The sequence below is a fragment of the Paenibacillus sp. B-A-8 genome, from assembly GCF_048572915.1.
Classification (GTDB): domain Bacteria; phylum Bacillota; class Bacilli; order Paenibacillales; family Paenibacillaceae; genus Paenibacillus_AQ.
In genome coordinates this window covers 1,560,398-1,575,956 of sequence record NZ_CP183882.1, presented here as the reverse complement: position 1 = coordinate 1,575,956, position 15,559 = coordinate 1,560,398, and the positions used below count along the sequence as shown (strand labels likewise).

Below are 15,559 nucleotides of genomic sequence, written 5' to 3'. Positions count from 1 at the left end.
ATATTTTTTCATTAATTCCCTAGAAAAATGTTTCAATCTTAATTCATCTGTTTAATATATATATTTTAAAAACCTTGCAGTTTCTTATTTACCCAACAAAAAAACTGTTCTGAATGGTCATAAACGACCTCAAAACAGTCTTTTGCTTAAGTATTATTCAGTTCACTTTAGTTATACAAAAAGCGGCACTAACTGTATGCCTTCAGGCGAGATCCGAACGAGACCCTTATCTGTGATGCGTAGCGTCGGGATAACCGCCAATGCAAGCAGCGATAAGGTCATAAACGCATAATTCAAAGTACAACCTGCATCATATAGCGCTTTGCTGATCGCAGCTGATTTTGCGGCAGCTATTTCGAACGGTTCCGTGGACATTAGACCTGCAATAGCCAACGGAAATAATGTTTCTCCACTGGATGTGATCATACAGACACCACCCTGAGCATCCGCCACCGCATTGGCAGCTTTAGCCATTAGCTCATCATCATTGCCGATGACAAGTACATTATGACTATCATGCGCAACTGTCATCGCAATGGCAGCAGGCTCTTTAAATCCGATGCCTTCTACAACGGCCACTGATTTATTGCCTGTACCTTTATGACGTTCGAGCACAGCGATTTTGCACAAACCTTCTACGGCATTTACATTCAATTGACCTGCCACTACAGGTATCGGAACCATAAGCTCAATGGTCTCTACGTGATTTTCTCTTACTTTAATAACTCTTGTAGTAAGTTCACCTGTTTGAATTGGAGCTGTTATGATGAAGTCTTCTGAAGTAGGACGCTGTGGCAAATGGACCGATGCCAACACTTCCTCCGGATAAGTAAATTTAGCAAGCTCTGCTGTCATTACCCCGTTCTCCGCAACGACTACACCTGCGGCAATCGTCAGCACTACATTAATATCCGCCAAATTCCCGTCCAGCAGAATGATATCTGCAAAAGAACCCGGAGTAATAGAACCAATATCCCGCGCTAAACCGAAGCGTTCAGCAGTATTAATAGTAGCCATTTGGATAGCCGTTATAGGCTTAACACCTTGAGCAATGGCATCACGCAAAACGAAATTCATATGACCTTCATCTCGCAAAGACTCTGAACTGCGGTCATCCGTTACCAGCATCATCCGGCGTGTATCAATTCCGTGTTCTGTATGAGCCGTAATTGTCTTAGCCACATCATGCCATGCTGAACCACGGCGCATTTTGGCATACATCCCCAATCGAACGCGCTCAATCACATCATCTGCAGTAACACATTCATGATCTCCAGTCACACCCGCCGCCGCATACACTGGCAGTCTCCAGTCGCTGGAAGGCCATGTGAAATGACCGTCTACAAATCTGCCTGCTCGCAGCGTAGCTTGAATTTCTCCAAGCATTTTTTCATCGCCGTAAACAACGCCAGGGAAATTCATTACTTCTCCTAGAGCAATCACATCAGGTCCCCAAGTGAAAGCTTCTGCCACTTCTTCCGGCCCTATAGAGGCTCCCGTTGTTTCGAATTCCGCACCTGCCGCAGGCACACAAGAAGCCACCTGCATATAAGCAGCTAACGGCGTCCCCCGCATCTCATCGAGCATCAATTGAATCCCCTTTAGCCCGAATACGTTAGCAATCTCATGGGCATCAAAGAAACCACCTGTTGTGCCCAGCGGCAGAACCGCACGGGAGAATTCAGTAACGGTCAGCTGTGTGCTCTCAATATGACAATGGCCATCAAGTAGTCCCGGAGCTATATACTTGCCGTTCGCCTCAATAACCTGTGTTCCTTCACCAATCATATGTGTCACATCTTTCCCAACATAAGCGATGCGTCCACCTTGCACACCAACAGACATTCCGTCTAAAATTTCACCAGAGCATACATTAACCAGCTTTCCACCTGTAATTACTAGTGTTGCCGGTTTGTCTCCTCTTGCCGTAGCCACAAGCTCAGGTACACAATCTGCTAAAGGCTTTCTTGTAAAAGTTGTCATCTTCATCTCTCCCCCGTCAGTATCCAAGTGCTTTCTTGATGTAGTGAATAGATTCATAATCATAGAGGATTGCTTAACCATCGGCTGTGTTAATATCATGGTTGGCATATCTGATATTGTACGAAAAAACGGCTCCGTCATCCCTGCAGATGATAGCCGTTTTCTTATTCCAAAGATTGTCCAACATGCTGGACATGCCCCCTGGTATGAACTCACCCGCCAGCATCTATTCCAACGATTATCTTACGTTTTCCTCATATACGTCAAGTGCCGCTTGAACACCAAGCCCGTAAGCAACTCCAAATCCGTGTCGTAGCAAAGCTGCTTCCAAAGCACCAAGCAAACGCAGCACATTATTCGTACGGCAGCTAAAGCCCATCGTGCCGATGCGCCAGATCTTTCCTTTCAGAGCTCCAAAGGAGCTGGCAATTTCGATACCGAACCGATCCAGCAGCAGCGTGCGTACGGATTCCCCGTCTATGCCCTCAGGGATCAGCACACAGGTAACAACGCTAAGTTTGCAGGAAGGATCACCGTAAAGCGCAAGCCCCATTGCTGTTAATCCAGCTACAAGTGCTTTTTCATGGAGCAGATGTCTGGCGAATCTGGCCTCCAGTCCCTCCTCAAGCGCAATCCGCAGGCCTTCCCGCAGTGCATAGAGCATAGAGGTCATCTCTGTATGATGATTGAGACGTTGCGGGCTCCAATAATCCTGAAGCATGCCTAGATCGAAATAATTACTGCGGACAAAAGACAACTCACCAAGCTGGGCATCGCTGGTTCTAATCCCACGCTCCACTCGCTTCCGGGTCATGAGCTTAGCTTCAGCGCGATCATTATACGTTATCGGTGCCATTCCGGAAGGGACGGACAGGCATTTCTGTGTACCTCCTACAACCGCATCCAGCATCCAAGCATCCGTTTCGACAGGAATGCCCCCAAGAGTTGCAACTGCGTCAACTATGAAAAGAGCATCCATTCGGCGGCAGGCTCTGCCAATCTCCGCGAGTGGCTGCACCCGTCCTGTAGAGGTCTCACCATGCACCATCGCCACCACATTTGGCTTAAAAGTCTCCATAGCTGCTATCACTTCCTCCGGTTCAAACACACTTCCCCATGGCTTTTCCAGAACGAATACCTCAGCACCACAGCGTTCGGCAATCTCATGAAGCAGATGTCCAAAGCGGCCAAAGATCGGAATCAGCACACGTTCTCCCGGTAGGATCAAGCTGACCATCACCGCCTCAATACCAGCGCGTGAGGTCCCGTCTATGGGGTAAGCCCATGCATTCCGGGTAGCGAACAGCTCCCGCAGCATCTCCATCGTTTCATTCATCATATGAGTGAACTCTGGATCAAACTGCCCCAGTACCGGAAAAGACATCGCCCGCAGCACACGCGGATCAACCTCCACCGGACCCGGAGTCATAATGCAGCGCAGGGAAGGCGACAAATCTTCGTAACGCTTCATGATGATCTCTCCCTTCAAGTAGAAACGGCTATGCCGTCCTTTAAGGGACAGGCTCCGTTTCAGCGAGAAATATAAGGATAAAGTATAGAGTAAACCATATACTTCCTTATATTTAAAAGTTCCATGAACTCTCTAATAAGCTAACTCATATAACATCGCAGTCAGCACCTCAAGACCAGCAGCAAGCTGCTTGGGGGAGGTGTACTCTTCCGGTGAATGGCTGATACCGGATCGACTTGGCACAAAGATCATCGCAGTGGGGCAACGCGGTGCAAACAGCTGAGCATCATGACCCGCTCCACTTACCATCGTACGGTAGGTTTTACCCTGCTGCCGACAGATATTTTCCAGTGCTGTAGAGAGCTTCGTATCCATAGGTGCAGGGAGTGTATGAAGCACAGGTGTAACTTCTAAGGTTACTCCACGTTCTGCGGTGATTTCATAATATCGCGAAAAAAGCTTCGCACAGAAACACTCCAAATCGTCCTCTTCAATGTGACGGATATCTAGTGTAAATAAAACCTCACCCGGAATCACATTTGGTGTATTTGGATGCACCTCAAGCTTGCCTGATGTTGCTACAAGAGGTTCACCAGCCAATTTAGCAGCACCTTCTAGTACATACAGCATCTCTACCGCACTAGCCAGTGCATCCTGCCGCATCAACATCGGCGTTGTACCGGCATGATTAGCCGCACCACTAACCTTGACCATGTAACGTCTCTGTCCAACAATACCCTGAACTACGCCTATCTGCGTGTCTGTTTTCTCCAGAATAATTCCCTGCTCGATATGCAGCTCCACAAACGCCCCAATATCATTTCTGGCTCCATTCCCTTCCGTTACACCTTGCAAAAAGCTAAATTCCTCCATTGCTGCCTGTAATGATATTCCATCAGCATCCTTACAGGTTGCGGCTTCACTTCCGTCATACCTTTCCGTGACATGACCTGAACCCCAATAAGCAATTGGAAACCGGCTACCCTCTTCTTCACAAAATGATACAACCTCAAGCGTCCGCTTCGGCTGACCATAGTTCATCTGCAAATCTTGCAGCGCAACCATAGCAGCGGCGATCCCATAGGCTCCGTCATATTTTCCGCCATTGACCACGGTATCGATATGTGATCCGGTTAAAATAACCATTTCCTCTGGACTGCGTCCACACAGGCGGCCATATACATTCCCAACCTTATCTGTAGTAACCTTTAAGCCGAAACCAACCATTTTTTGCTGCAAAAAAATCTGCGCCTGTCTCCATTCCTTCGTATATAGTAATCTAGTAACTCCCGGCCCAGACGCGGTATATGCCCCCAGCTCCTCCAGCAGCTCCAGCAGTTTCTGGGTAGATGCTTGAACTCTGGAATCGTTCATAGACTATACTGCTCCTTCCTTATCCGCAGCCACTGTCCACCTTCCTCGGCAATCACTCCTTCTTCAGAAGTATAGACTACCTGCCCACGGCATATCGTAGCAGCTACCTTACAGGATAGCGTTCTTCCGATATATGGGCTGTGCTTGTGGCGATAGAACAAATCTTCAGCAGCCAGTGTATAGGTTGTGTTTGGATTCAGCAGTACGAAATCGGCATCCAGTCCTAGCGCTATAGTGCCTTTAAGATGCTCCAATCCAAAGCGTTTTGCGGGTTGCCCTGCAAGCAAGCGAGAGATTAATGTAACCGGCAAGCCCCGGACATTCACACCTTCATGGAACATAAGCTCAAGACTGCTTTGCGCTCCTGAGATTCCGCCCCAAGCCTCAAAAAAAGACAACTCCGCTTGCACCTTCAACTCCGTAGGACACGGAGAATGGTCTGAAGCGATCAGATCGATTTTGCCTTGGGCCAGCATCTCCCATAACTTCTCCTGCTCCAGCCCACTTCGCAGCGGAGGTGCACACTTGGCGACAGGTCCGAGAGTCTCCATATCTGTTTCTGTAAGGACCAGATAATGGGGACAGGTCTCAGCCGATACGTCCAGCCCTCGAAGCTTAGCCTCATGGATCTTCTCAATAGCGGCAGCAGTACTGATATGGACAAAATGCAACCGACATCCCGTCCGTTCACTATATAACAACGCCCTAGACACTGCCTCCAGCTCCGCCTCAGCAGGACGGCAAGCCGCAAAATCACGCGCACTGCTTCTGCCGTTTCGCACTGCATCTGCAGTCAACACTGCCGTGATAGCCTCACTTTCGGCATGAAGGGCGAGAATCCCGCCTAAAGCAGCAATTCGCTGCATCCCTTGATAAAGCGTATCCTCATCCACTTCGCGGAATCTTCCTTCGCCTTCCCCTCCGGGATTGGAGAGAAAGGCTTTAAATCCAGTGACACCAGCAGCTGCCAAGGCTTCCAAATCATCCAGATTCCCAGGAACGAGCCCTCCCCACAGCACATAATCAACCGCGGAATTACCAGCCGCAGCCTTCACCTTATGATGGAGTGCAGCCTCGTTCACCGTAGGCGGATTGCCGTTTAGCGGCATATCGGCATAGGTTGTGCAGCCGCCAGCTGCCAATGCCGCAGAACCGCTGCGAAAGCCTTCCCAATGTCCCAGCCCCGGCTCATTAAAGTGCACATGCATATCGATCATCCCTGGAAGAACATAGTGCCCTTCGGCATCAATAACTTGGGTCAGCGGAGCAGTAGAAAGCCTCTCGCCCAATGCGACGATCCTTCCTTCTGATACAGCAATATCCAGCTTAAGCACCTGATCAGGCAGGACTACATTCCCATTCTTAATCACAAGTTCATAGGGCTCCTTCATGAGCTGCTACCTCCTCCGGTCATCAAACCTTCCCTAACTTCCTCGATACGTACTGTATCCACCAGGAGCAACTAACAAAGGTATATGGTAATGGTCTGTAGAGCTTCCAATGTGAAAACGAATAGGGATCTGTTCTAGAAAAAAAGGCATCGAGCTTACCGGACTCCCTATGCCAACTGCCGGCTTCTCCACATCAGCACTACGATAGTAATCGCCGACCATAAACAACAGCTCATAGCAGCCTGCCTCCATCCCGTTCCCTTCCAGCAGCGGAGCATTTAGCCTCCCGTCACTGTTCGTAATCCCTTCACACAGAAGCTTGCTCATACCCTCCGTTAGCTTCCAGAGCTGAAGTGTCAGGCCTGCAGCGGGAATCCCCCGCGACAGATCCAGCACATGGGTGGTAAGACGCCCGCTCATTACGCTGTCTCTCCAGCCAGATCTGCACGGCTGACAGAAAACCCCTGGAAACCATAAGGTGGACGAGGTTCGGTGAACACTCCACCTTTACTTTCTTCAGGTTCAACAATCGTTTCCCAAGTCCGGTTATTGGACTCAAACGAGACTGTAGCCAGCTGTGGAAAACGGGACAATACACGCAGTCCAATTTGATATATCAACGATTGGATCGAAGGACTGTTCAGTTCATGAAAAGCACTATGGGCGATGTCACGAATGTGCTCCGCAGCTACATATTGGCCTTGATCTCCATCCAACGCATGCTCGACATCATTATAGGTCCAGTTAATATTCAGAAAAATATAAAGCGGACGGTCAAAGCTCTCCGGTAAAGTTGTATACTCATCACGGACAAATCCATAAAACGAGCTTCCGCTCACTTTTATAAGCTGTAAGTCCTTCAAACGGCATTCATGAGCGACAACCTCAGACCCATTGTCTCCACGTTTTACTGTCAGCGAAGCCGAATAGGATTCATTATTGGAGTGCCGCAGCACCAATTGACTCTGCTTAAGCCCTTCGCCTCCGGGGACCATTACCTGTTCAAAAGGCAACCGATCTGCGGACACAGAAACTGCAGTGACATGACTGTATCTATCCATAAACCGGCTGCTGAGAAGCTGCAGCAACCCTTCCGTTGTGCTGCCCGTGTAGTCGGCGGTATTGCGCAGGATGAAATTTTTCATGGAATCGGTGGCAACGACCATAGAATTATCCCCTTCTGAAAAAGAAGGGAGAAAGGCTTCGCCCGTAACGGCAAATGTAATATTATGCGCGAATATAATGTTATCGCAGCCCGTGAAGGAAGATTCGGGAACAGGGGTAACGGCCAGCGGTTTGGCATAGGTACGATAAGTTAGAACATCGCTTTTTCCATAAAACATTGTACGTCCGTTAATTGGTTCCAGCATGGCTGACATCCTCCCCGATTATGATGAATGAATGATTAAATCACTTAAGCGGAATTTTGTAATAAGGCCAATCTCAGAAAAAGCTTGAACCCATTCCTCCTGAGGTGAACGCTCTACCCGTGCTCCAATGGCACTGATGATGTCATCTTTGTTTTTGCCACGAACGGCTAGAATAAAAGGGAACTGAAATTTATCCGTATACTTTCTATTAAGATCGTTTAGCAGATTGAACTCTTCCATTGTTAGCCGATCTAGTCCAGCCCCCTGTTGCTCCGATGCCGACAAAGGTGTAACTTGAAGCCTAGTCGCCAGATCTGGGTGAGCTTTTAATAGCCCCTCCATTCGGCTACGATCAGCATTCAGTACGGTTTGCATCATTGTGCTATGGAGATGCTCTATTGAATGGAAAGGGATCTGCTTATAAGCTTCCACTGCCACCCACGGCGAGTGTTCAAAAACCCCTCCCAGATGCTTCACAAACTCCGTTATGCTCATGGCATTTACTTCATCCAGTGTAAACTTGCATTCAGAAATGACCATCCACTCATCCCCCAATAGCTTTGTTAACCGCTCGCAAAATGCCTCCATATCCTGTACAGCGGCAAATGTTACCCGATAAAGCTTCTTCCACTTCGACCTGAGTAGGATGCGGGTTCTCATCCAGCAGGGCAACCACCGAGATGACCATCCCAGGTGTGCAATAACCGCATTGGAACCCGCCTTCTTCTAAAAAAGCACGCTGAACGGGATGTAGTCCCGCTTCACTAAGACCCTCAATCGTTGTAATTTCGGCACCTGAGCATTGATAGGCCATCACCAGACATGAATTCACAGGGCGTCCATCCACCAGCACCATACAGGCTCCGCAGCGGCCAATCTCACAAGAGCGCTTCGTTCCAGTCAGCGCCAAATCTTCACGAATAACATCTAAAAGCCGGCGAGAAGGGGGAATCTCGGTGGATATCGCTTTACCATTAAGGTGACATCTGAAGGTGAACCTCTCTTCTGTAAAAGCTTCTTCAAATGATGTTGGATCAAGATTCTCTTCATTTAGATTCGAATTCGGATTAGCGTTCCGCATGGATATTCACCGCCTTTTGTGGAATAAACGGTGTAGACTGCAACCATTCGGGATCAATGGGCAGCTTGGTTACCCGTTTCCCTACAGCCTGGAATATGGCTGATGCGACAGCCGGAGCTAAATTGACGGAACCCACCTCTCCGATACCGCGAGGACCGTACGTATCATGATCCGGCAAATCCTCTATCGGCTGCACTTGAATGCTGCCATTCATATCGGCAATGGTCGGCACCAAATAGGTGTCTAAATTTTTGGTGACATAGCTGCCGCCTGACATTACAGCATCCTCTGACAAGGTGAAGCCCACCGCCATACTGCTGCCACCTTCGATCTGCCCGAGGTACCCTTGTGGATTCGCCACCGGCCCCGCCGCTACCGTATGATATTGGTCCAGTACACGAACACGTCCTGTAAGCAGATTAACTTCCACCCGGACCGCAATGGCGGAATAGGTGTACAGGAAATGCGCCCCTACTCTTTTAAAAGGCGTGGTTGGATAAGTGAACTTCGTATTACAGACAATGGGTTCTGAAATCCTCTCTGCCAGATCCTTGTATGTCAGAAGCAGACCACCGTCTTCTTTCCAAATGCCGCCAGGGCCGAGCTTCATTTCATAGTCTTCCAGCTCTGGCTTTATTGTCGCAGCTGCCTGCAATACTCGAGAGGCAAAGTCTGGACGTAGCCGTTTGAGAGCCATCCACATCATGCTAGTTGATCGTGAAGCCGTACTAGATCCGCTATCAGGTACAACATCCGTATCTCCAATGACGATGCTTATGTCCTCTGCTGCCAAGCCAAACTGTTCAATCAGCATTTGTTCCATGGTTGCAATTAAACCCTGACCAAACTCCTCGTAACCAAAAACCGCCTCAATCTTGCCCTCTAGAGTCAGAGACAACCGACCACCCGCCGGATCGGGGATGCCATAGCCAAGTCCTGCACCATGCATAGCTATCGCAGCACCCGTTCCGGTGACGATCCATGGTTCCACGAAGCCTGAGTCTTTGTCTGTATACGCTCCCTCAGTCATGAGAGGCGAATCAGCCAGCGCTTCCCACACCTGATAGGCTCCATCGGTCTGGGCAATCTCCTGACCTAATGGACCGAGATCACCGTATTTACGCAGATTGCGGCGGCGCATTTCCCACGGATCAATCTGTAATCGCTCTGCCAAACGATCGATTTGTCCTTCCAAAGCGAAAATCGCCTGATTGCCGCCAAACCCTCGGAATTCACCGGACACACCGTTATTGGTGTATACAGCGAAGCCTTTCACATCCACATGATCGATGATATAAGGGCCCATTACATGTTCTGTTGCGAAGTTAAGCACCTCCGCACCAAGCGTTGCGTAAGCTCCCGTATCCGAAATAATTCTAACCTGATGTGCCCTGATGATGCCTTCGTGGTCACAGCCAGTTTTCATGGTAATTTTCATGGGATGGCGTTTTAGTCCTGCACGTACCGATTCAGCTCTCGAATTATGAAGTCGCACCGGACGGAGTGTTAGCATTGCAAGCAGTGCTCCGTATGGCTGTACATTCAGCTCGTCTTTTCCTCCAAAGGACCCGCCGATAGGACTCGAGATGACGCGGATATCTTCTTGAGGAATAGCCAGAATTCTGGATAGCTGCATCCGATCCATCAACCCATGTTGTGTAGCTGAATACACGGTAAGCCGTCCGTTATCTTCGGGGATAAACAATCCGCCTTCAGTCTCCATATAGGTGTGCATTTGGCGAGGCGTATAATACGTCTCCTCCACTACGTGGCAGCAATCCTTAAATTCAGCTTCCGGTTCCCCCTTACGGTATTCCGTATGATGAAGTACATTTCCCTCAGCATGCAGCAGGACTGCGTCCGACTTCATCGCCTCTTCCGGATTCTCCAGCAAGGGTAGAAGCTCATAATCCACTTCAATAAGGGATAGGGCATACTCCGCAATTTCATCCGTCTCAGCCGCTACTGCCGCAATCGCATCGCCGGTGTAACGCACACGTTCACTGCAAAACACCGGTTGATGCGGCAAAGCTATACCAAATCCATTAAGTCCGGGCACATCCTCGTGAGTAATAACAGCGTGTACACCCGGAACCTCCCTGGCCTTCTCAATTCGCACAGACAAAATACGGGCATGTGCCTGTTGACTGCGGAGCACGCGGCCGATTAACATTTCTTCCGCTCTCATGTCGGTCAAATACTGCAGCTTGCCGGATACCTTGCCCTCTCCGTCGGGCCGTGTACGCCAGCGGCTTCCGCTGGATTCCTTATTCAGCAGCATTTTCCCTCGCTCCTTTCATGGGGGTCTCACCTCTTAGCTCCGCCTATTCATAACCTTCCAAAGCTCAGCTACAAGCAGGTTTCCAGCTGTTTTTTTCTTGTAGAGCTCTGTGGCAAAAGGATCACCATACGTCTCGAAGCTGTTCTCAACCACTTCATATAGAGCAGGCAGCAGCGAGTCTGTATACACCTCATCTTCAAGCATAGCTTCAGCTCTACTTAACCGCTGCGGACGCCCCGTCCCCCCGCCTGCTGCGATACGAACCTCACGAAAACGGTGTTCAGTATCGATCCATGCGGATATCGCTACCGTTACAAGTGAAGGGGTGAAAGCCTCCCTTCGGCCAACCTTACGGAAAATTTCAAGTCTATCTGTTAATGGATTCTCTCGGCGAGCAGGTGATATGCGAATCTCAGCCACTAGATCTGCCGCAGGTTTCATCCCACTCCAGTGATTGTTTAGCCATTCTGTCAACGGTAATGACGTCATAAATTTACCGTCAAAGGAGACCAACTCAGCGTCATATACCAGTAATGCGGGTAGAATATCACCGAAGCCAGAAGCGATATTGCCACCAAGCGTGGCTAGATTACGCACCGACGGAGCAGCTATACAACGTGCGGCTTCTTGCAGCGCTGGAGCCACTGCCTGCAAATGCTCATTGCTGCGGCACTGAGAGAGCGGAACAAGAGCACCCAGAGACAAGTAGAATTCAGTTTGAGTAATATCAGCAAGACCTGAAATTTGCCGAAGATCAATCAGCTGTTTAGGTATAAGAGCTGTTCCACTTTCCCACCCTGTTCTCAGCAGTGTCCCTCCCGCGACATATTGGGCACTGTCCCCGAGCGCCATTTTCCTCTCCCAAGCTTCGTGCAGGCTGCGGGGCTGAATTACATCAGATAGCCTTCCATCCTCTTCCCGTAAAACCCCCATACACTCCGCCTCCTTTTAAGCACATGATTACTGTCTCTCTACGCCTACGCTTTGCCTTAAAACCTTTGTTCCCGAATATAAGGAACTCCGAGTGATTCCGGTGTGCCGGATGGTTTATTGCGATTGCGATACCCTAGGTACATCAGGACTAGGATAGTCACAAGGTACGGTATCATTTTGAGAAAATAAGGCGGAACCGCACTGCCCAGCAGTTGAATGCGGAAGCCAAGCGAATCCAGTGCCCCGAAAAAGTATGCACAGAACAAGGCACGCAGCGGATTCCATCTGGCGAAAATCACAAGACCCACCGCAATCCATCCTCGACCTGCAGTTAGACCTTCATTCCAGGTTGGAGCGTAAGCCAAAACCATATCTGCTCCTGCCAGACCGATGAGGGCAGCGCCGATGATCACATAGCTATACCGGATAAGCTGTACCCGAATCCCCATCACGTCAGCGGTAGCCGGACTGTCTCCGACTGCCCGCAAATGCAGCCCCCAAGAAGTGCGGTGAATTAGCAGATGCAGAGCGAGCACTAGCAGCAGACTGAACCAGGTCAGGTAGTCCATATTACCGAATATTTTCCCGATGACCGGAACATTCTCCAGCCACACCAAATGCAGCTTAGGGGATGTTCCCGGCAAAGGAATGCCACTGATCGGTTTGCCCAGATAAGCGCTCAGTCCACTGCCGAATAGAGTCATGGCAAGACCGGACATCGTTTGGTTTGCCCTTAAGGTCACGCAGAGAAAAGAATGAAGTAAACCAAGCACAGCCGTTATAGTTACAGTGGCCAGTAGAGCTAACAGCAGGTTTCCTGAGCGAATATACACGATACAAGTAGTGACTGCTCCCATCAGCATCAGCCCTTCAGCTCCAAGCTGTATAATGCCGGCTCGTTCGTTTAAAATGCCTCCAAGAGTAGCTAATAGCAGCGGGGTCCCTGCGGATATTGCGGCAATTAGGAGCTGTGTAGTAAAATCCATGGATTATCTCCCCCCTTTCAGCTGAACCCTGCTACGGCGGATACGGAAACGATAAATCATATCGCCAGCAATCAGAAAAAACAGGATAGAGCCTTGCAGCATTTCCGAAATTGAGGAGGGTAGCCCAATGGTCTGAACACTGTATCCACCGACAATTAAGCCACCGAACAGGACGGAAGTAACGATTAGGCCGAGTGGGTTTAATTTGGCTAACCAAGCCACAATAATGGCGGTGTAGCCATAACCGGGAGAGATGCCTTGCATCAGCTTGTGAGTAACACCGGAGACCTCAGCCATCCCCGCTATACCAGCGAGCCCTCCACTGATCAGCATGACGATAATAATATGCCGCTTGATATGAATGCCGGCGTATCTGGCAGCCACAGGATTGGCCCCAATCAGACGAAGCTCATACCCCCACTTGGTGAAACGAATCATCAAGTAATAAATCACAACAGCGATAAGTCCAAATAACAATCCGATATGCAATCTCGTACTTCCGAGAACAGGCAGGGACTGAGCCGAAGTAAACATTGGCGATCCGGGGAAATTAAACCCTTTAGGATCTTTCCAAGGTCCGAATACTACATAATCGAGTGCCAATAAAGCAACATAATTCAGCATCAATGAAGTAATCAGCTCATTCACGCCAAAATGCGTCCGGGGGATAGCAGTCAGTAGCCCCCAAAGCGCTCCTGCCGCAATGCCGAACAGCAGCATTAAGGATAGAGACCAGAATGAAGATAAATTAGGAAAATAAATCGTGACTGCGGTAGCCGCCATAGCACCAACGGTTAACTGGCCTTCTGCTCCAATATTCCATACAGAAATGCGGTAAGCCACAGCAATCCCAAGCCCACATAGGAGTAGCGGGATCGCTTTAACCATCGTTTCAGTGAGCCCATACGCTGTGCCAAATGCGCCACGGAACATTTTTTCATAGACCATTACCGGATTCATACCATTTGCTGCGATAAATAGGGCACACAGCAATAACGCTAGAATTATAGATACAATAGGGGTCCACCAAGGCGAACGGATGCGGCTGGCATCGTATTCCAAACGCAGAGAGAATCGTTTTCCGGAGTAGGCTGGGATAGGTTCAAGAACAACTGCTGCGGTATTTCTTCCATTCTCCAGGCTCATACGGCGCTCTCCTCTCTGTTATGAATACCAGCCATTAGCAGTCCGATGCTTTCTCGATTCGCTTCCTCATGCGTACTCTCACCAATAATTGAGCCGTTGTAGATCACTAGAATCCGGTCGGACAACTGAAGTAATTCATCTAAATCCTCCGAAATTAACAGCACGCCACTACCTGAACCGCGCAGCTCCATAAGAAGGTCGTGAACACCAGCGGTGGCGCCTACATCCAGCCCTTGTGTCGGATGAACGGCGACCATCAGCTTCGGCCGATGGCTGATCTCACGTGCAAACAGCAGCTTCTGCTGATTACCGCCTGACAATTGCTGTACTGGCGTATCCAGCTCAGGTGTTTTGACATTAAAGCGCTGGACCAGCTCCTCTGACCACGAACGGTTCTTCGCAGACTTCAGGAAACCATATTTAGAGTGCTCCACTGAGCGATATGATTTGAATAAAAGATTATCTACCGATCCGAGACGACCGGCTAAACCGCTCTTCATCCGGTTCTCCGGGACATGAGAGATTCCCAAATCAATTGCCCCTCTTACCGAAGCAGATTTCACCGTGTTTCCATCAAAAGTAATCTCACCACTTTTCCAGCCCCTGAGACCTGTTAACACTTCGGCCAGTTCCTTTTGCCCATTGCCAGCTACCCCAGCTACGCCAACAATCTCTCCTTTGCATACATTCAGCGAGAAATGATCTAACGCTTTTCGTCCATGATCGGCATATACGTCCAAGCCCTTCACTTCTAACAGTGAGTCTCCCTCAGTGGCCTCCCGTTCTTGCCGGGTGATGGTTACTTCTTTACCCACCATTAGGCGAGCCAGCTCCATTTCATCCGTATCCGCCGTGGTCAGCGTAGCGATCATTTTTCCTTTGCGCATGACGGAAATCCGATCGGAGGAAGCCATAACCTCTTTCATTTTATGAGTCGTCATGATGACCGTCTTTCCAGCCTGCTTCATGACCCGCAGCGTTTCAAATAACTGCTCCACCTCCCCCGGGGTTAGCACAGAGGTCGGCTCATCCAGAATAATAATGTCAGCCCCTCGATACAGCGTCTTAACGATTTCAACACGCTGCTGTTCACCAACGGACAGCTGCCAAATCGGACGATCCACCGGGAAATTCAATCCAAACCGTTCTGCTAATGCCTCTATTTCTTTGCGTTTGTTCTTCATCCACTTACGCCCACGCCAGAAAGACGACTTTTCGCCAAGCACGATATTTTCCGCAGCAGTGAGACTTTGCACCAGCCTAAAGCTCTGAAACACCATACCTACACCAAGCTGGGCTGCATCTTTAGGAGAACGGATGTGAGCAGCTTTTCCATGAATGAGGATTTCTCCTTCATCTGCTCTGTACACCCCTGACAGCATGCTCATCACTGTACTTTTTCCTGCCCCATTCTCTCCAAGCAGTGCATGAATCTCCCCCGCATTTGCCGAAAAGTCGACTTGATCACTGGCGGTTACCGAGCCGAATTTCTTCACAATTCCCCGCATTTCAACTGAAGTTTCCCGCATGGCCTGTGCCCCTC

General features: G+C 49.4%; 13 protein-coding genes. All 13 read right to left on the bottom strand.

Annotated features, from left to right (window positions below; translation table 11 throughout):
* Nucleotides 1–171: 171 nt before the first annotated feature.
* Nucleotides 172–1,983: an adenine deaminase gene (locus tag ACN6MV_RS07120; protein WP_419886012.1), complete on the bottom strand. Its 1,812-nt coding sequence runs from the start codon at nt 1,981–1,983 to the stop codon at nt 172–174.
* 238 nt (nt 1,984–2,221) lie between these two features.
* Nucleotides 2,222–3,454, bottom strand: a complete 1,233-nt coding sequence (locus ACN6MV_RS07115) for a pyridoxal-phosphate-dependent aminotransferase family protein (protein WP_419886011.1) — start codon at nt 3,452–3,454, stop codon at nt 2,222–2,224.
* 132 nt (nt 3,455–3,586) lie between these two features.
* Nucleotides 3,587–4,828 (bottom strand): Zn-dependent hydrolase, encoded by a 1,242-nt coding sequence (locus ACN6MV_RS07110; protein WP_419886010.1) that lies wholly within the window; start codon nt 4,826–4,828, stop codon nt 3,587–3,589.
* The gene (locus ACN6MV_RS07105) at nt 4,825–6,219 is read right to left on the bottom strand and encodes an allantoinase (RefSeq protein WP_042125190.1); all 1,395 of its coding nucleotides are present in this window, start codon (nt 6,217–6,219) and stop codon (nt 4,825–4,827) included. The genes ACN6MV_RS07110 and ACN6MV_RS07105 overlap by 4 nt, the downstream gene beginning before the upstream one ends.
* Before the next feature lie 33 nt (nt 6,220–6,252).
* Complete coding sequence (gene uraH, locus ACN6MV_RS07100; protein WP_042125188.1) at nt 6,253–6,639, bottom strand: hydroxyisourate hydrolase; 387 nt, start codon at nt 6,637–6,639, stop codon at nt 6,253–6,255.
* Entirely contained in the window at nt 6,639–7,589 is a 951-nt protein-coding gene (gene pucL, locus ACN6MV_RS07095) for a factor-independent urate hydroxylase (protein ID WP_042125186.1), read from the bottom strand. Before pucL ends, uraH begins: the two co-directional genes overlap by 1 nt.
* An 18-nt stretch (nt 7,590–7,607) precedes the next feature.
* Nucleotides 7,608–8,129, bottom strand: coding sequence for a 2-oxo-4-hydroxy-4-carboxy-5-ureidoimidazoline decarboxylase (uraD, locus tag ACN6MV_RS07090; RefSeq protein ID WP_419886009.1), 522 nt, complete (start codon nt 8,127–8,129; stop codon nt 7,608–7,610).
* A gap of 4 nt (nt 8,130–8,133) precedes the next feature.
* A complete protein-coding gene (locus ACN6MV_RS07085; protein WP_419886008.1) occupies nt 8,134–8,670 on the bottom strand; it encodes a (2Fe-2S)-binding protein in 537 nt (178 codons plus the stop codon).
* Nucleotides 8,657–10,951, bottom strand: coding sequence for a xanthine dehydrogenase subunit D (pucD, locus tag ACN6MV_RS07080; protein WP_419886007.1), 2,295 nt, complete (start codon nt 10,949–10,951; stop codon nt 8,657–8,659). The genes ACN6MV_RS07085 and pucD overlap by 14 nt, the downstream gene beginning before the upstream one ends.
* 33 nt (nt 10,952–10,984) lie before the next feature.
* Complete coding sequence (locus ACN6MV_RS07075) at nt 10,985–11,884, bottom strand: FAD binding domain-containing protein (RefSeq protein ID WP_419886006.1); 900 nt, start codon at nt 11,882–11,884, stop codon at nt 10,985–10,987.
* Nucleotides 11,885–11,940: 56 nt separating this feature from the next.
* Nucleotides 11,941–12,870: an ABC transporter permease gene (locus tag ACN6MV_RS07070; RefSeq protein WP_042125178.1), complete on the bottom strand. Its 930-nt coding sequence runs from the start codon at nt 12,868–12,870 to the stop codon at nt 11,941–11,943.
* Nucleotides 12,871–12,873: 3 nt separating this feature from the next.
* A complete protein-coding gene (locus tag ACN6MV_RS07065; protein WP_419886005.1) occupies nt 12,874–14,016 on the bottom strand; it encodes an ABC transporter permease in 1,143 nt (380 codons plus the stop codon).
* Nucleotides 14,013–15,545: an ABC transporter ATP-binding protein gene (locus tag ACN6MV_RS07060; RefSeq protein ID WP_076119944.1), complete on the bottom strand. Its 1,533-nt coding sequence runs from the start codon at nt 15,543–15,545 to the stop codon at nt 14,013–14,015. The genes ACN6MV_RS07065 and ACN6MV_RS07060 overlap by 4 nt, the downstream gene beginning before the upstream one ends.
* Nucleotides 15,546–15,559 lie beyond the last annotated feature (14 nt).